At 74.2% G+C, this 15,281-nt stretch carries 17 protein-coding genes and 1 pseudogene; 6 read left to right on the top strand and 12 right to left on the bottom strand.

The window, feature by feature from the left end:
- Positions 1 to 63: 63 nt before the first annotated feature.
- Both ABZ479_RS28315 and ABZ479_RS28310 read right to left on the bottom strand, forming a co-directional pair.
- Complete coding sequence (locus ABZ479_RS28315; RefSeq protein WP_500464194.1) at positions 64 to 468, bottom strand: hypothetical protein; 405 nt, start codon at positions 466 to 468, stop codon at positions 64 to 66.
- Between the two features lie 99 nt (positions 469 to 567).
- Positions 568 to 1,275 (bottom strand): TetR/AcrR family transcriptional regulator, encoded by a 708-nt coding sequence (locus ABZ479_RS28310; protein WP_500464193.1) that lies wholly within the window; start codon positions 1,273 to 1,275, stop codon positions 568 to 570.
- A gap of 128 nt (positions 1,276 to 1,403) precedes the next feature.
- On the opposite strand from ABZ479_RS28310, the gene ABZ479_RS28305 reads away from it, so the two are divergent.
- Complete coding sequence (locus ABZ479_RS28305) at positions 1,404 to 2,849, top strand: MFS transporter (RefSeq protein WP_500464192.1); 1,446 nt, start codon at positions 1,404 to 1,406, stop codon at positions 2,847 to 2,849.
- 54 nt (positions 2,850 to 2,903) lie between these two features.
- Here the strand turns inward: ABZ479_RS28305 and ABZ479_RS28300 are convergent.
- Positions 2,904 to 3,140: pseudogene (locus tag ABZ479_RS28300) on the bottom strand (trypsin-like serine protease); the annotation flags it as partial.
- Positions 3,141 to 3,303: 163 nt separating this feature from the next.
- Between ABZ479_RS28300 and ABZ479_RS28295 the strand changes: the two are divergent.
- From ABZ479_RS28295 to ABZ479_RS28280, 4 genes are all read left to right on the top strand, one after another.
- A complete protein-coding gene (locus ABZ479_RS28295; protein ID WP_499600683.1) occupies positions 3,304 to 4,020 on the top strand; it encodes a lysophospholipid acyltransferase family protein in 717 nt (238 codons plus the stop codon).
- 108 nt (positions 4,021 to 4,128) lie between these two features.
- Complete coding sequence (locus ABZ479_RS28290) at positions 4,129 to 5,199, top strand: NAD-dependent epimerase/dehydratase family protein (RefSeq protein ID WP_500464191.1); 1,071 nt, start codon at positions 4,129 to 4,131, stop codon at positions 5,197 to 5,199.
- 26 nt (positions 5,200 to 5,225) lie between these two features.
- Positions 5,226 to 6,062 carry a TIGR02452 family protein gene (locus tag ABZ479_RS28285; RefSeq protein WP_500464190.1) on the top strand — a complete coding sequence of 279 codons (837 nt, stop codon included), beginning with the start codon at positions 5,226 to 5,228 and terminating at the stop codon, positions 6,060 to 6,062.
- A 9-nt stretch (positions 6,063 to 6,071) separates the two neighbouring features.
- Entirely contained in the window at positions 6,072 to 6,434 is a 363-nt protein-coding gene (locus tag ABZ479_RS28280; RefSeq protein ID WP_500464189.1) for a cupin domain-containing protein, read from the top strand.
- An 86-nt stretch (positions 6,435 to 6,520) separates the two neighbouring features.
- On the opposite strand, the gene ABZ479_RS28275 is transcribed toward ABZ479_RS28280, so the two are convergent.
- Positions 6,521 to 8,131: an alpha/beta hydrolase gene (locus tag ABZ479_RS28275; RefSeq protein WP_500464188.1), complete on the bottom strand. Its 1,611-nt coding sequence runs from the start codon at positions 8,129 to 8,131 to the stop codon at positions 6,521 to 6,523.
- A 1,185-nt stretch (positions 8,132 to 9,316) separates the two neighbouring features.
- Between ABZ479_RS28275 and ABZ479_RS28270 the strand changes: the two genes are divergently transcribed.
- Positions 9,317 to 9,628, top strand: coding sequence for an antibiotic biosynthesis monooxygenase family protein (locus ABZ479_RS28270; RefSeq protein ID WP_499600688.1), 312 nt, complete (start codon positions 9,317 to 9,319; stop codon positions 9,626 to 9,628).
- Positions 9,629 to 9,703: 75 nt separating this feature from the next.
- Here ABZ479_RS28270 and ABZ479_RS28265 read toward each other — a convergent pair whose 3' ends face one another.
- The 8 genes from ABZ479_RS28265 to ABZ479_RS28230 form a co-directional block, all read right to left on the bottom strand.
- Positions 9,704 to 10,147 (bottom strand): type II toxin-antitoxin system PemK/MazF family toxin, encoded by a 444-nt coding sequence (locus ABZ479_RS28265; RefSeq protein ID WP_499600689.1) that lies wholly within the window; start codon positions 10,145 to 10,147, stop codon positions 9,704 to 9,706.
- Complete coding sequence (locus ABZ479_RS28260) at positions 10,144 to 10,923, bottom strand: urease accessory protein UreD (protein WP_500464187.1); 780 nt, start codon at positions 10,921 to 10,923, stop codon at positions 10,144 to 10,146. The genes ABZ479_RS28265 and ABZ479_RS28260 overlap by 4 nt, the downstream gene beginning before the upstream one ends.
- Positions 10,902 to 11,597, bottom strand: coding sequence for an urease accessory protein UreG (gene ureG, locus ABZ479_RS28255; protein WP_500464186.1), 696 nt, complete (start codon positions 11,595 to 11,597; stop codon positions 10,902 to 10,904). Before ureG ends, ABZ479_RS28260 begins: the two co-directional genes overlap by 22 nt.
- A 9-nt stretch (positions 11,598 to 11,606) precedes the next feature.
- On the bottom strand, positions 11,607 to 12,281 hold the full coding sequence (locus tag ABZ479_RS28250; protein ID WP_500464185.1) for an urease accessory protein UreF: 675 nt from the start codon (positions 12,279 to 12,281) through the stop codon (positions 11,607 to 11,609).
- A gap of 16 nt (positions 12,282 to 12,297) precedes the next feature.
- The gene (locus ABZ479_RS28245; RefSeq protein ID WP_500464184.1) at positions 12,298 to 14,019 is read right to left on the bottom strand and encodes an urease subunit alpha; all 1,722 of its coding nucleotides are present in this window, start codon (positions 14,017 to 14,019) and stop codon (positions 12,298 to 12,300) included.
- Positions 14,012 to 14,323 (bottom strand): urease subunit beta, encoded by a 312-nt coding sequence (locus ABZ479_RS28240; protein ID WP_500464183.1) that lies wholly within the window; start codon positions 14,321 to 14,323, stop codon positions 14,012 to 14,014. The genes ABZ479_RS28245 and ABZ479_RS28240 overlap by 8 nt, the downstream gene beginning before the upstream one ends.
- Before the next feature lie 10 nt (positions 14,324 to 14,333).
- On the bottom strand, positions 14,334 to 14,636 hold the full coding sequence (locus ABZ479_RS28235) for an urease subunit gamma (RefSeq protein WP_500464182.1): 303 nt from the start codon (positions 14,634 to 14,636) through the stop codon (positions 14,334 to 14,336).
- A gap of 321 nt (positions 14,637 to 14,957) precedes the next feature.
- On the bottom strand, positions 14,958 to 15,251 hold the full coding sequence (locus ABZ479_RS28230; RefSeq protein WP_500464181.1) for a type II toxin-antitoxin system Phd/YefM family antitoxin: 294 nt from the start codon (positions 15,249 to 15,251) through the stop codon (positions 14,958 to 14,960).
- Positions 15,252 to 15,281: the final 30 nt, after the last annotated feature.

The raw sequence follows: 15,281 nt of genomic DNA, 5'->3' as shown, positions 1-15,281 counted from the left end.
CCGGGGATGTTTTCATTACAAGGTCGTTCCGGTGAATTCTGGGACCGTGGGCACCACCACCCCTCACACCCCCGTCCCTCGTCCGCCTCCCGTCACGGAGGCGACCACCTTGGCGACGACGGCCGTCACGACGAGGCTCCCGGCGAGGACCATGCCGACGCCGACCACGAAGAGGCCGCTGGAGTCGTCCGACCAGTCGACGAAGGCGGCGACGGTCAGCCCGAGCGTGGTGCCGAGCACGGCGGCCGTGACGAGGCCGCGGGACGCGGCCCAGCACACGAGTACCAGCAGGGTCAGAACCAGTCCTGCGACCTGCCAGGCCTCGTAGGGACCGGTCACGGTGCCGTCGGGCCGCACGTCACGGTGCCGGTCCCAGCCCAGCCAGGCGGCCCAGTCGGCGGACGCGGCGACCGCCAGGAGGAGGAACGGCAACAACCGGGAAGCGGGATTCGCTGTCGATGGGCGCATGGGCCGAGCGTCCCGCCTCGCCCGCGCGCCGAACAGAGCGCGCGTACTCAGCTCCGCCCGAGTACCTGCCCCGACGTGGCGGCCGCCGGGGGCCCGGCCTCAGCCCGCCGCGGCGTGGCGTGCGAGACCGGAGACGAGGAGGTCGAGGCCGAACTCGAAGCGCTCGTCGCCCTCGTCGCGCATCAGGGCGTCGACCATGCCCGTGATGTGCGGGAAGCGCTCGGGGGGCAGTGAGCCGAAGTACTCGCGGATGCGGGCGATCTGCTCGTCGAGGGTGACGCCCGTCCCGCCCGGGCCCTGGTTGCGCAGGCTCTCCTCGACCGCGGTGGCGGTGACGAAGAGCGCGAGGGCGTCCACGCCGTAGGCGCAGACCTGGTCGGAGAGGCCGCCGGCCTTGAGGATCGCGAGCATCGCCTCGGCGTTGAGGAGGGCGTTGGGCCCGAAGGGGATGCCCTGGCCGATCGCGGCGCGCGCCAGGTCCCGGTGGGCGACGAGGACGCGGCGGCCCTGGCGGGCCATCTCCTTGATCTGCTCCTGCCACCGCGCCGGATCGGGCTCGGGGCGGACCACGTCGGCCTGGATGCGGTCCAGGAGCAGTTCGAGCAGCTCCTCCTTGTTGGCCACGTGCGCGTAGAGCGAGGCGGCGCCGGTGTCCAGTTCCTGGGCGACCCTGCGCATGCTCAGGGCGTCCAGGCCCTCGGTGCCGACGACGTGGAGGGCCGCCGTGACGATCGCCTCGCGGCTGAGGCTGCGGCGGGGGGCCTTCCTGCGCTCGGCGCGCCAGGGCGGGACGGGGACCGATGTCACGTGCTGCGTACCTCCGGGAGCGGACCACGGACAGCGTACTTGACACGAACACCGTTCGTTATCTAGAACACTGTTCGTTCGGAACGAACGGCGTTCGTTCGCCACGCCCCGGTCCCGTGGAGGCCTCCATGAGCACCCAGTCCCTCTCCCCGCCCGCTCCGCCGGCCACGGGCCATCCCCTGCGCAGGCTCGGGCTGGCCGTCATCCTCGCCGTCGAGATCATGGACCTGCTCGACGCGACGATCGTCGGCGTCGCCTCGCCCTCGATCCGCGCGGACTTCGGCGGCAGCTCCACGCAGATCCAGTGGATCACCGCCGCCTACACGCTGGCCTTCTCCGTGCTGATGATCACCGGGGCACGGCTCGGCGACATCGTCGGCCGCCGGCGGATGTTCCTCACCGGGCTCGCCGGGTTCACCGTGTGCTCCGCGCTGTGCGCGGCCGCGGGCTCCGCGGGGACGCTGATCGGCGGACGGGCCGCGCAGGGGCTGTTCGCCGCGATGATGGTGCCGCAGGGCCTCGGCATCCTGCGCCAGATGTTCCCGCCGAAGGAGCAGGGGGCGGCCTTCGGCGCGTTCGGGCCGGTCATGGGGCTCGCCGCGGTCGCCGGGCCGGTACTCGGCGGCTTCCTCACCGACGCGGACCTGTTCGGCTCCGGCTGGCGTTCGGTGTTCCTGATCAACGTCCCGATCGGCGTCGTCGCCTTCGCCGTCGCCCTGCGCATCCTGCCCGAGGGCCGCTCGGCGCACGCGGCACGGCTGGACCTGCCGGGTTCCGCGCTGGTCAGCCTCGGGGTGCTCATGCTGGTCTACCCGCTGGTGCAGGGCCGCGACCTGGGCTGGCCGCTGTGGACGTACCTGTCGATGGCGGGCGCGGTCCCGGTGCTCGCCCTCTTCGCCCGGTACCAGCGGCGGCTGGTGGCGCGGGGCGGTTCGCCGCTCGTGGAGCCCGGGCTCTTCCGCCACCGCGGCTTCTCCGCCGCGCTCCTGGTCGGCGTCGTCTTCTTCGCGGCGGTCAGCGGGCTGATGCTGGTGCTCACCCTGCACCTTCAGGTCGGGCTCGGCTACAGCGCCCTGCACGCGGGGGCCTCGATGATCCCCTGGTCCGCCGGCACGGTCGTGGGCGCGGTGCTGTCCGGTGCCGTCCTCGGCCCGAAGTACGGCCGGCGCACCATCCAGGCGGGCTTCGCGCTGTCGGCGGTGGCCGTCGCCGCGCTGGCACTCACCGTGCACCTGGCGGGCGAGGGCGCGACGACCTGGCAGCTGCTGCCGGCCCTGCTGCTGAACGGCTTCGCGATGGGCCTGGTCATGGCGCCGTTCTTCGACATCGCCCTCGCCGACGTCGAGGAGCGCGAGACCGGCTCGGCCTCCGGCGTCCTCAACGCCGTGCAGCAGCTGGGCGGTTCGATCGGCGTCGCGGTGCTCGGCACGGCGTTCTTCTCGTACGCGGCGGACGGCGGCACGGTGCCCGCGACCCAGTGGACGGCGCTCATGGCCGCGGTGGCGTTCGTCGCGGCGCTGGCGGCCGCCTTCCTGCTGCCCCGCCGCGCCCGCGAGGACGCGACGGGACACTGAGGGCCGCGGGGGCCCGGGGGCCTCGGGCGGTGTGCGGGGGCAGCCCGTACCGGGGAACCAGGTCTCGTCTCCGGAGGAGCAGTTGCCCCGGCCTCCGGAGGCGAGACCCTGGGCCTGGTCGCCGCTGATGGACGAGCCGCCGGAGTCGCCCGGTTCGGCGCACACGTTCGTCGTGGTCAGACCGTACGCGCTGCCCCGGCTGTCGTCGACGGTCGCGTTCCTCGCCACGACCGTGCCGCAGTGCCCGTGCGCGGTCGACCCGGCCGTACACGGCGGCGCCGGACCGGGCGCAGTGCCCGGCTGTGACGAGGCCCCCGTGGCCGGGGAAGCCGGCGGGCGTGCCGGCCCGGTGACGCACGGCGCCCGCCGCGCCTAGACTGACCATCCTCGAACCGCGTTGTGACCTGGCAGAACGCCGCCCCGGAGCCGATCGGCGCCAGTTGGGAGTCAGTCCGTGTTCTACTACGTGCTCAAGTACGTGGTCCTCGGCCCGCTGTTGCGGGTGCTGTTCCGCCCGAGGATCGAGGGCATGGAGAACATCCCGGAGGAGGGCGCGGCGATCGTCGCGGGCAACCACCTGTCGTTCTCCGACCACTTCCTGATGCCCGCGATCCTGCCGCGCCGGATCACCTTCCTGGCCAAGGCCGAGTACTTCACCGGCACCGGCCTCAAGGGACGGCTGACCGCGGCCTTCTTCCACAGCATCGGGCAGATCCCGGTCGACCGCTCCGGCGGCAAGGCCGGCGAGTCGGCGATCCGCGAGGGGATGAAGGTGCTCGCCAAGGGCGAACTCCTCGGCATCTACCCCGAGGGCACCCGCTCCCACGACGGCCGTCTCTACAAGGGCAAGGTCGGCGTGGCCACCATGGCCATCCGCGCCGGGGTCCCGGTGGTCCCCTGCGCGATGATCGGCACGTACGAGATCCAGCCCGCCGGCCGCCGGCTGCCCCGCATCAAGCCGGTGACCATCCGCTTCGGCGAGCCGCTGGAGTTCTCCCGCTTCGAGGGGATGGACAACGAGCGCTACGTGGTGCGCTCGGCCACGGACGAGATCATGTACGCCATCCTCTCGCTCTCCGGGCAGGAGTACGTCGACCGCTACGCCGCCGAGGTCAAGGCGGAGCAGCAGGGCCAGTCCGGCATCGGCTCCCGGCTGCGCCGCAGCGCCTGACCGGCCGCACCCTGCACCGGCCGCACCCGGCCGGTTGCGCCCTGCGCGGATCCGCGCAGGGCGAACGCCCCTGGCCCCGCCGTCACCGGCCCGCCTAGCGTCGCCGTCATGACGGGAACTGCGTTCGTGATCGGGGCGACGGGACAGATCGGCCGGGCGGCGGTGCGCGCCCTCGCCGAGGACGGCTGGGAGGTGCGGGCCGCCTCCCGCGGGGGCGGCGGTGAGGTGGAGTGGCCCGAAGGGGTCCGGCCGGTGGCCCTGGACCGCGAGGACACCGCGGCGCTGACGGCGGCGCTCGGCGAGGGCTGCGACGTGCTGCTGGACTGCGTCGCCTACGGCCCGGAGCACGCCCGGCAGCTGACGGGGCTGGCGGATCGCATCGGCTCGGCGGTCGTCGTGTCCAGTTGCTCCGTGTACGAGGACGGCCGGGGCCGCAGCCTCGACACCGACGGGGAGCCGGGCGGCGCGCCCCTCTTCCCGGTGCCCGTCACGGAGACGCAGCCGGTGCTGGCCCCCGGCGAGGGCGGCTACTCGGCGCGCAAGGTGGCGCTGGAGCGCGACCTCCTCGCGGCGGAGGGACGGTTGCCGGTCACCCTGCTGCGCGCCGGGGCGGTGCACGGCCCGCACAGCCTGCGGCCCAGGGAGCTGTACTTCGTCAAGCGGGCCGTGGACCGGCGGCCGTTCCGGGTGCTCGCGTACGGCGGGAGGAGCCGTTTCCACCCGGTGCACGCCGCCAACCTCGCCGAGCTGGTGCGGCTGGCCGCCCGGCGTCCCGGCTCCCGGGTGCTCAACGCCGGCGACCCGTACGCCCCGACGGTGGCGGAGATCGCCGACGCGATCGACACGGTGCTGGGCCACGAGGCGCAGACGTACGCCGTGGACGGACCTCCCCCGGCGAAGAACGTCGGCGACACCCCGTGGACCACGGCGCACCCCTTCGTGCTGGACATGTCGGCCGCGGAGCGCGAGCTGGGCTACCGCGCCGTGACCGGCTACGCGGAGTCGCTGCCGGAGAACGTGGCCTGGCTGGTGGAACGGCTCGGCGGGCGGGACTGGCGGGAGGCCTTCCCCGTCCTTGCGTCGACCTACGACCGCTTCGGCGACCTGTTCGACTACGAGGCCGAGGACCGCTGGCTGGCCGCCGGAAAACCCCTGGCCGGGCCCCGGGAGGCCGATTAGCCTCGGGGCGTGGGAAGGGAACGGACATGAGCGCGCGGCTGAGGGCCCTCGCCAAGGAGACGGAAGGCCTCGTCGCGACCGGCCGCTACCGGACGGCACGCGGTGTCGAAGTGGCGATCGGCGAGGCCGTCGAACGGGCCGTGCGGGGGACGCGGATGTACGGCCCCGGCCCCGTCGATCCCGGCCCCTGCACCTGCGCGCCAAGCGGCGGGCCCACGGCCTTCGCGGTGACCGGCGAGGACAGCCTGCGGGCGGCACGCCGTCTGGTGCGGGAGGCGCCGGGGACGCCGGTCGCCGTGCTGAACTTCGCCTCGGCGCGCAATCCCGGCGGCGGCTACGTCAACGGTGCGCAGGCCCAGGAGGAGGCGCTGTGCCGGGCGTCGGCGCTGTACACGACGCTGCTCACGGTGCGGGAGTTCTACGACTGGCACCGCGCCGACCGCAGCCCCTTCTACAGCGACCGGGTGATCCACTCCCCCGGCGTCCCGGTCTTCCGCGACGATCACGGCGTCCTGCTTGACGAGCCGTTCGAGGCCGGCTTCCTCACCTCCGCCGCACCCAACGCGGGGGTGATCGCCCGTCAGGACCCGGCGGCCGTGGAGCGGGTACCCGCCGCGCTGGTGTCGCGGGCGGGCAGGGTGCTCGAGGTCGCGGCGGCGCACGGCTACCCCTCCCTGGTGCTGGGCGCCTGGGGCTGCGGGGTGTTCCGCAACGACCCGGCGGCGGTCGCCGCCGCCTTCCGCGAGCACCTCGGGCCGGGCGGGCGGTTCGCCGGCCGCTTCGGCCGCGTCGTCTTCGCCGTACTGGACCGGCGCGCGGACTCGCCCACCCGGGCCGCCTTCGCCGCCGCCTTCCCCGGGTAGAGGAGTCACATGAACGACAAGCGCAACATCGACACCGTGATGGACGCCGTGGACCAGAAGTGGATGCCGCACGTCCTCGCCGAGGTCAACGAGTACGACGTCAAGGTCGCCGACGTCGAGGGCGACTTCCCCGAGCACGCGCACGCGGACACCGACGAGTTCTTCCTCGTGCTCGCCGGACGGCTGCACCTGGAACTGCCGGACCGCACCGTGACGCTGGGCCCGCACGAGGTGTTCACCGTGCCCCGCGGCGTCCCGCACCGGCCGCGTGCCGAGGAGGGCACCCGGATCCTGATGTTCGAGCCGCGCGGCACCGTCAACACCGGTGACGGCAACGAGGGTTCCGGCACGACCGGGGTGCGGCTCGGTTAGTCCCGGACGCGGGCCCCGAAACGCCGGACGGCCCCGCCGCGCCCCTCAGGGGTGCGGCGGGGCCGTCCGGCCTCGTACCGGGTGGGTCAGCTCGTGGGCGGCACCGGCGCGGCGTGCGGGGCGCACGTCACGTCGGACCGGTCGAGCCTGCCCGTCACGAAGTAGCCGGTGACGCGGTCGTTGACGCAGGGGTTGACCAGGCCGGTGACACCGTGCGAACCGGCGCCCTTCTCGGTGATCATCAGCGAGCCCTTGAGCCGCTTGTGCAGCTCCACGGCGCCCGTGTACGGGGTCGCCGCGTCACGGGTGCTCTGGACGATCATGACGCGCGGCAGGCCGTGGCCGGTCCGCACCTCCACCGGGGTCCGCTGCGGGACGCCCCAGGTGGCGCACGGCAGGTTCATCCACGCGTTGGACCAGGTCAGGAACGGGTACTTGGCGTGCAGCCGGGTGTTGTCGCGGTCCCAGGTGCGCCAGTCGCGCGGCCACTTGGCGTCGGTGCACTCCACCGCCGTGTAGACCGCGTTGCCGTTCTCCGAGGCGGCGTTGCCCGCGGTGTCCGACAGGTCGGGGGCCGCGGCGTCGACCAGCGCCTGGGTGTCGCCGCCGAGGTAGGCGCTCCAGATGCCGGCCACGGCCGCCCACGACGAGTCGTAGTACGGGGCGCTCTGGAAGAGGCCCAGCAGCTCGGCCGGGCCCACGACCCCGCCGATGGGGTGCGCCTTGGCGGTGGCCCGCAGCTTCTCCCACTGCGCCTGGACCTTCGCCGGGGTGTTGCCGATGTGGTAGACGGAGTCGTACTTCGCGACCCAGGCCTTCCAGTCGTTCCAGCGGCCCTCGAAGGCGACGTCCTGGTCGAGGTTGTTCTGGTACCAGATCTGGTCGCGGGACGGGTTCACGACGCTGTCGACGACCATGCGGCGCACGTGCGTCGGGAAGAGCGTGGCGTAGACGGCGCCGAGGTAGGTGCCGTAGGAGACGCCGAGGTAGTTGAGCTTCCGCTCGCCGAGGGCGGCGCGGACGACGTCGAGGTCACGGGCGGTGTTGGCCGTCGTCATCTGCGACAGCATCGCGGCGCCGGTGCGCTCCTTGCAGCCTTCCGCGTACTCGGCGGCCAGCTTGCGCTGCGCCCTCTTGTCGGCCTCGCTGTCCGGGACCGGGTCGGCCTTGGGGGCCTTCACGAACTCCTGCGGGTCGGCGCAGGAGATGGGGGCGGAGTGGCCGACGCCGCGCGGGTCGAAGCCGACGAAGTCGTAGGCCTTGGCGGTCGCCGCCCAGATCGGGTTCTTGGTCGTCACGCGGAGCGGGAAGCGCATGCCGGAACCACCGGGCCCGCCCGGGTTGTAGATGAGGGCGCCCTGGCGCTCGCCGGCGGTGCCGGTGTTGCCGACGCGGTCCACCGCGATCCTGATCGTCTTGCCGTACGGCTTGGCGTAGTCGACGGGTACGGTCACCCAGCCGCACTGGACGGGGCTCGCGATACCCCAGTCCGCGGGGCAGTCGGCCCAGTCGATGCCCTTCCGGGCCGCGTGCGCGGCGGCGATCCGTACGCCCTTGGCCTCGGCGTCACCGCTGTGTCCGTCGTGTCCGTGGGTCGCCGGCGCACTGTGGGCGACCGCGGTCTGCGGTGCCGCCGTGGCGACGGTGCCGGCTATGAGGGCCGCGGTCAGCCCGAGCACGGCGGTGCGTCTCACCATGAACTCCCCCTGCTGTTGGTGCCGCTCGTGGCGGCCCGATCACAACTGCAGGGGGATCCTTTCGCCCGGAAGGGCTCCGGGAGAAGATCCCATGAGCGTTTCTTTACCAACCCATAAGGTGGAAGAAGCGGTTGGCGGCCTGCTCGGGGCACCGGCGGCTCCGGCCGGAAGAGGCTCACCAGGTGACGGTGGCCGGGGAGTTCGGCGACGCGGGGTTCACGGTCAGGGTCGTGGACCGGTGAACGGCAGGCCGTACGCCGCCAGGTCGGCGAGCAGGTGCCCGGGCGCGGGAGCCCGGGGCGGGACGGAGGCCGCCCTCGTGACCGGCGAGCGAGCAGGCGAGCGCCGTCCTCGGCCGCGGGGTCGTCCTCCGCATGGCGGGCGGCGCCGTCGCCGCGAACGTACGGGGAAGGGGATGCCCCGTTCCGGCTCGCTGCGGTCGTACGGGCTGCCGGGCACCGCCCGCATCGCGCCGAAACCGTCGACGGCGGACTCCTCCGCCGCCGCGGCGGTGGGAGCGGACGGACTCGGAGCGGTCCCCGGCCGGCGATGCGGGCGGTGGACGCGGCCCGGGGGCCGCCGACCGCTTCGGTCGTGCCCCGCGTCCTCCGGCCCGGTGCGGCATCAGGACGGTGGTCGGGGCCGAGGAGCGCCCGCCGGGGAGGGCTTCGGGACGGGCGGGGGGCGCCACGAGGGGCCCGAGGCCCGCACCGTGGCCGGAACCCGTCAGGTCCGGGCTCGGCCCGGCGCTGCCGCCTCGTTCCGCGGCCGAGGGGGCGGCCGGCGTCGCCGCGGTGCCGCACAGCGTACGGAAGGGCCGCACCACGACGGCGCGGGCAGGGCGGCGGCGGTACCGACCGGCCTGCCGGCCGGGGCCCGGTGCCGTGGCCCCGGGTGCCGCTCACCCGATCGGCCCAGCGCCTTTTGCCCCGCCCGGGTGAGGGCCGCACAGTCGAGTGACGGCGGTAACCAGGCGCCCCATCCCCCGGGATGGACGAGGCGGTCCCCCGGGCGACCGTCCCGGGACCCGGCTCGACGGCCCTGCCAAGGCGGTCCCGTACCGCCCCGTGCGACCGAGGTCCCTTCCGGGCCCCACGCCACCGTCCCGAGCGCGGCCACGGGCCTCCGCCCGGCACGGCCCGCGGCGTGCGCACGGTCCTCGCGCCCCCCAAGGATCGAGGTCCCATGGACAGCACCCCGAAGACACGCGTCGTTCTGCGGATTCGGCTCCACGAGGGCACGGGCGATCAGTATGCGGCGGCATACGACCTCGTGCACCGCGGCATCGTCAACGCCGACGGCTTCATCAGCTCGCAGTTGTGCCGGTCCCACGCCGACCCCGACAGCTGGATCGTGACCAGTGAGTGGCGGTCGCTGGACCAGTACCTCGCGTACCTGGCGAGCGAGGACTTCAAGGCGCGGCGCGTCGGGCTGCGGGAGCTGGTCCTCGAGCACGAGTCGACGCAGTACTCGGTCGTCGCCGACGTGAAGCCCTGACGCGGCGCCGGTTCCGGCCCCCGGGGCGGCTGCTCGGGTTCAAGTGGCCGCCCCGGGGGCCGGTCCGCGGGCGCGTCAGCGCCAGCGGTACAGCTCCTTGAGCCGGTTCACGACGATGTTGAAACGGCCCCGGTCGAGCGCGCAGGCCTCGCGGCGCATGCCGTCGGGGTGGACGCGCAGCACCCGGTCGACGTTCACCCAGGACGCACGGCCGGACTTGTCCCACGGGCCGGAGCCGATGGCGACCCACTCGCGGTCGTCGTTGTGCTCCTTGCTGGAGAGCTGCACCGCGAGCAGCGTGTCGGTCCGCTCCCGCGCGACGACGAGGACCGGGCGGTCCTTGCCGCGGCCGTCGTTCTCCTCGTAGGGGACCCAGGTCCAGACGATCTCGCCCGGGTCGGGGTCGCCGTCGTGGGCGGGCGCGTACTCGGTGCGGACGGGGCCGACCTGCTCCGGCTGTGCCTCGGTGGTCGCGCTGGGGCCGTAGCGGCCGGGGTTCTCGGTGTCTATGGACGTCACGGGGCCACGCTAGCCGACAGCATCCGGCGCAGGCACAGCCCGTCCGGCGCGAGCGCGGTCAGCAGCGCGGCGGGACCGGCCAGCGGCGTCAGCACGGCCTCCCCGCGCTCCGCGTCCCGTACCGGTACCCGTGCCTGCGCCGGCTTGTCGGCGAACGCCGGGTCGACGACGAGCAGTTGGCCCACGGCACGGTGGGTGTGCAGGACGGCGGGCCCAGCCCACGCCCCCGCGCCCGGCCCGAAGGACAGCTCCTGGTCCAGCAGCGGACGGCCGCCGATCCGTACCGTGAGGCGGGTGGTGAGCCGGCCCGGCCGCTCCCCCGCGCGGCCGAGGATCTGCTCCTCGCGCAGCAGCAGGCGCGCGCCCGGGGCGAGTTCGGCCCTGGTGGTCATGTGCAGGTCGCTGCCCTGCGCGGCGATCAACGGCTCGGGCAGCCAGTGCAGTTCGGCGCCCTCCCCGACGGTGAGCCGTACGTCGTAGCGCGCTTGCTCCCCGTCGCGGCCGGGCAGCGCCACGGTGGCCGCCGCCGCGTCCACGTGCAGCACGGCGCCCGGCGCGGCGGTGACGTGCACGGCCAGCCGGTCGCCGCCGAGCGGTGCGGTCATGGCGCCGACGACCGTCACCCGGGCCGCCCGTCCGTCGGCGGACCGCGTACGGCGGAGCGCGAGCGGCCCCTCGCCGGTGAGTTCGGGCAGCGCGGTGCCGCCGCGGCCGTCCGGGACGGCGGTGATCCGCGCGGTGGCGTGGACGCCGCTCACGCGGGGACCGCGGCCCATGCCGCGAGCCGCGTACGGACCCACGCGGCGACGGGGGCGACGCCGTCCTCGGCGACCAGGGAGGTGAAGACCACCGGCAGGTCCCCGCGCTGCCGCTGTGCGTCGCGCGCCATGCGGCCGAGGTCGGAGCCGACGTAGGGGGCGAGGTCGGCCTTGTTGACCACCAGCAGGTCGGCCGTGGTGACCCCGGGACCGCCCTTGCGCGGGATGTCGTCGCCGCCGGCGACGTCGATGACGAAGACCTGGGCGTCGACCAGGCCCTTCGAGAAGGTGGCGGTGAGGTTGTCGCCGCCGGACTCCACCAGGACGAGGTCCAGCGGCCCGACGGTGTCCTCCAGTTCCTCCACGGCCTCGAGGTTGGCGGAGATGTCGTCGCGGATCGCGGTGTGCGGGCACGCGCCGGTCTCCACGGCGGCGATCCGCTCGGGCGGCAGGACGGCCTCGCGCAGGAGGAAGTCGGCGTCCTCGCGGGTGTAGATGTCGTTGGTGACGACGGCGATGGACAGTTCGTCGCGCAGCGCGCGGCACAGCGCGGCGACGGTGGCGGTCTTGCCCGAGCCGACCGGGCCGCCCAGGCCGATGCGCAGGGCGCGGCGGCTGCCGTCGGGGCGGGCGGTCGGGCCGGCCCAGGCGTGCCGCTGCGGGAGGACGGTGTGGTCGTGGTCGAGGTGCATGGGCTCCCCCTAGGAGGCGAAGAGGCGGACGGGCCACCCGGCGTGGGCCTCGGCGTACACGTCGAGCAGGGGCGCGCAGGCGGACGGCAGGGCGTCGGTGCCCTCGGTGAGGCAGCGGTGCGCGGCGTCGGCGGCCCGGGCGGCGACCTCGTCCAGGTCCGGGGCGAGCCGGGCGAGGACGGCGGTCACCGCGAACGGGTCGAGGCTCAGCAGGCGTAGGGCGGCGGTGGCCGGGCCGGTCACGGCCTCGTACGCCGCCGCGTGGGCGGCGTCCGGCGGGGCGAGGCCCGCGGCCCCGGCCGTCACGCCGAGGACGACGGGCTGGTGGGCGCCCCGCGGCCGGGCGGCGGCGAGCGCGTCGAGTCCAGGTGACGGCCAGGCGGCGCGGGCGGCGCGCATCATCTGGCGGCCGAGGCGGCGGGCGCTCCGCCGCAGCGCGGGCGAGGGGGTGCGGGCATCGGCGGCCTCGTCCAGGGCGAGCGGGTCGGCGCCCGCCGCGGCCGCGGCGGCGAGCGCCGCGGCCACCAGGCCCGTGGTGTGCAGCCTGCCCCGGCAGAACTCCTCCAGCGTGCCGGGCCCGGTGATCCGGCCCGCCTCGACGGCCGCCTCGGCCCCTCCGGAGTGGGCGTGGCCCCCGGCGGGGAAGCGGCCGTCGGCGAGCAGCAGCAGGGCGGCGCGGTTCATCGTCCCCGTGCTCCGCTCAGAAGAGGAAGTACCGCTGGGCCATGGGCAGTTCCACGGCCGGTGCGGGTTCGACGACGTCTCCGTCGATGCGGACGGTGAAGGTGTCGGGATCGACCTCGACCCGCGGCATGGCGTCGTTCTCGCGCATGTCCGCCTTGGTGACGCGCCGGGTGTCGCGGATCGGGAGGAACTGCTTCCCGAGGCCGAGGCGTTCGGGGAGGCCGTCGTCGAGGGCGGTCTGCGTGACGAAGGTGAAGGAGTTGGCGGCGGGGGCCCGGCCGGTCGCCCCGAACATCGGCCGCGGCATGACCGGCTGGGGGGTGGGGATGGAGGCGTTGGCGTCGCCCATCTGCGCGTAGGCGATCTGGCCGCCCTTGAGGACGAGTTGCGGTTTGACACCGAAGAACGCCGGCTCCCACAGCACCAGGTCGGCGAGCTTGCCGCTCTCGACGGAGCCGATCTCGCCGTCGAGGCCCTGGGCGACGGCGGGGTTGATGGTGTACTTGGCGACATATCGACGTGCGCGCAGGTTGTCGGCCCGCCCGTCCCCGGGCAGGGCCCCGCGCCGCCGTTTCATGACGTGCGCGGTCTGCCAGGTGCGCAGCACGACCTCGCCGATCCGGCCCATGGCCTGGGAGTCCGAGGAGATGATCGAGATGGCGCCCAGGTCGTGCAGCACGTCCTCGGCCGCGATCGTCCCGGGCCTGATCCGTGACTCGGCGAAGGCGAGGTCCTCGGGCACGGCGGGGTTGAGGTGGTGGCAGACCATCAGCATGTCGAGGTGCTCCTCGACGGTGTTGACGGTGTGCGGCCGGGTCGGGTTGGTCGAGGACGGCAGGACGTTGGGGTGCCCGACGACGGTCATGATGTCCGGCGCGTGCCCGCCGCCCGCGCCCTCGGTGTGGTACGCGTGGATGCCCCGTCCGGCGATGGCGGCGAGGGTGTCCTCGACGAAGCCGGCCTCGTTGAGGGTGTCGGTGTGGACGGCGAGCTGGGCGCCGGTCGCCTCGCACACCGTCAGGCAGGCGTCGATGGCGGCCGGGGTGGCGCCCCAGTCCTCGTGGATCTTGAAGCCGACGGCCCCGCCGCGCAGCTGGGAGAGCATCGCCTCGTGGGAGACCGTGTTGCCCTTGCCGAGCAGGCCGATGTTGACGGGGTACTGCTCCAGCGCGGCGAACATCCGGGCCAGGTGCCAGGACCCCGGCGTGATGGTGGTGGCCTTGGTGCCCTCGGCGGGACCGGTGCCGCCGCCGACGAGCGTGGTGACGCCGGAGGCCAGGGCTTCGTCCACGATCGTCGGGGAGATGAAGTGGACGTGCGCGTCGACCGCCCCGGCGGTGACGATCCTGCCGTTGCCGGCGATGACCTCCGTCTCGGGTCCGATGACCAGGTCCGGGTGGACGCCGTCCATGGTGTCGGGGTTGCCGGCCTTGCCCAGCGCCGTGATCCGCCCGTCGCGGATGCCGATGTCCGCCTTGACCACGCCCCAGTGGTCCAGGACGACGGCGCCGGTGATCACCGTGTCGGGGGTGCCCTCGGCGCGGGTGGCGCGGGCCTGCCCCATCGACTCGCGGATCACCTTGCCGCCGCCGAAGACGACCTCGTCGCCCGAGCCGTCGGCGCCTCCCGACAGGTCCCTCTCGACCTCGACCAGCAGGTCGGTGTCGGCGAGCCGTAGCCGGTCCCCGGTCGTCGGCCCGAACAGGTCGGCGTAGACCGCCCGCGAGAGCTCAGTCATCGAGGGCACCTCCGGTCTCCCCGCGCAGCCCCATCACGATCCGCGCGCCGCCGAGCGGCACGAGCTCGACCTCGACGGGGATGCCGGGCTCGAAGCGCACGGCGGTCCCGGCGGCGACGGCCAGGCGCTTGCCGTGGGCGGCGGCGCGGTCGAAGACGAGGCCGGGGTTGGCCTCGGCGAAGTGGTAGTGGGAGCCGACCTGGACCGGCCGGTCGGCGGAGTTCAGCACGGTCAGCCGGGTGACCGGCTTACCTGCGTTGAGCACGACGGGTTCGGCGGCGTGCAGGATCTCCCCGGGGATCACGCGGCGGCCCCTAGACGATCGGCTCGTGGACGGTGACGAGCTTGGTGCCGTCCGGGAAGGTGGCCTCCACCTGGACGTCGTGGATCATCTCCGGCACGCCCTCCATGACGTCGCCCCGGGTGAGCACCTTGCGTCCGGAGGCCATCAGCTCGGCGACGGTCCGGCCGTCCCGGGCGCCCTCGAGGAGGTGCGAGGTGATCAGCGCGACGGCCTCGGGGTGGTTCAGCCTCAGCCCCCTGGCCCGCCGTCTCTCCGCCACGTCGGCGGCGACGTGGACGAGCAGGCGTTCCTGTTCGTGGGGGGTCAGTCGCATGGCCACACCTCGCAGTCGTCCCGGGTGAACGGGCCCGCCGGGCGTCCCCGGCCCGCGGATCCGCTCTGCCGTTGTCCGGAGGGCGCAGGTTAGTCCGGCGGCGTTTCGTCCGCGTTAACCGCCGCCCTCCGGACGGACGGTGCCGGTCAGGGCGCGGACGCCCTCGCCGGGGCGGCGTCCTCCGGCAGGATGCCACGGCGTCCCAGCTCCCCTGCGTACGACACGGGTTCGGCACCCCCGGTGGCCTCGGTGCCTCGGCAGGACCGGCGCCGGGGGTTCCGCGCCCGCGACGGCGCCCGCTTCGACGGGGCGAGGGGACGCTCAGGTGCCGTCGTGGCCGGCGTTCGTCGTGCCGCGGTGCTCGGCTGCGATACCGAAGCGCCGCCGTTCGCCCGTGGCGGACACCGCTCCCCGCACCGAGGAGACCGTACTGACCACCGCCTCCTCGGGGGCGGCGTCCAGTTCCTGGAGTCGTTGCAGGTCAGCGGCGGAAACCAGGGCGACCAGCGGCTTGCCGTGACGGGTCACGACCACCCGCTCACCGCCGTAGACGACGCGGTTGATCAGTTCCGCCAGCTCCGCACGCGCTTGTGTCACCGGTACTTCGTGGGCCATGCTCCCCATCATAACGAGATGTACGTCCTG

It is taken from the genome of Streptomyces sp. NPDC005722, assembly GCF_040630935.1.
Classification (GTDB): Bacteria; Actinomycetota; Actinomycetes; order Streptomycetales; family Streptomycetaceae; genus Actinacidiphila.
This window is presented reverse-complemented; position numbering and strand designations above follow the sequence as displayed.

What these genes read in the sequence shown, in the direction of transcription:
- ABZ479_RS28315 (WP_500464194.1), bottom strand. Translation starts at nt 468, where the DNA reads ATGCGCCCATCGACAGCGAATCCCGCTTCCCGGTTGTTGCCGTTCCTC.
- ABZ479_RS28305 (WP_500464192.1), top strand. Translation starts at nt 1,404, where the DNA reads ATGAGCACCCAGTCCCTCTCCCCGCCCGCTCCGCCGGCCACGGGCCAT.
- ABZ479_RS28290 (WP_500464191.1), top strand. Translation starts at nt 4,129, where the DNA reads ATGACGGGAACTGCGTTCGTGATCGGGGCGACGGGACAGATCGGCCGG.
- ABZ479_RS28285 (WP_500464190.1), top strand. Translation starts at nt 5,226, where the DNA reads ATGAGCGCGCGGCTGAGGGCCCTCGCCAAGGAGACGGAAGGCCTCGTC.
- ABZ479_RS28280 (WP_500464189.1), top strand. Translation starts at nt 6,072, where the DNA reads ATGAACGACAAGCGCAACATCGACACCGTGATGGACGCCGTGGACCAG.
- ABZ479_RS28275 (WP_500464188.1), bottom strand. Translation starts at nt 8,131, where the DNA reads ATGGTGAGACGCACCGCCGTGCTCGGGCTGACCGCGGCCCTCATAGCC.
- ABZ479_RS28270 (WP_499600688.1), top strand. Translation starts at nt 9,317, where the DNA reads ATGGACAGCACCCCGAAGACACGCGTCGTTCTGCGGATTCGGCTCCAC.
- ABZ479_RS28260 (WP_500464187.1), bottom strand. Translation starts at nt 10,923, where the DNA reads ATGGGCCGCGGTCCCCGCGTGAGCGGCGTCCACGCCACCGCGCGGATC.
- ureG (WP_500464186.1), bottom strand. Translation starts at nt 11,597, where the DNA reads ATGCACCTCGACCACGACCACACCGTCCTCCCGCAGCGGCACGCCTGG.
- ABZ479_RS28250 (WP_500464185.1), bottom strand. Translation starts at nt 12,281, where the DNA reads ATGAACCGCGCCGCCCTGCTGCTGCTCGCCGACGGCCGCTTCCCCGCC.
- ABZ479_RS28245 (WP_500464184.1), bottom strand. Translation starts at nt 14,019, where the DNA reads ATGACTGAGCTCTCGCGGGCGGTCTACGCCGACCTGTTCGGGCCGACG.
- ABZ479_RS28235 (WP_500464182.1), bottom strand. Translation starts at nt 14,636, where the DNA reads ATGCGACTGACCCCCCACGAACAGGAACGCCTGCTCGTCCACGTCGCC.
- ABZ479_RS28230 (WP_500464181.1), bottom strand. Translation starts at nt 15,251, where the DNA reads ATGGCCCACGAAGTACCGGTGACACAAGCGCGTGCGGAGCTGGCGGAA.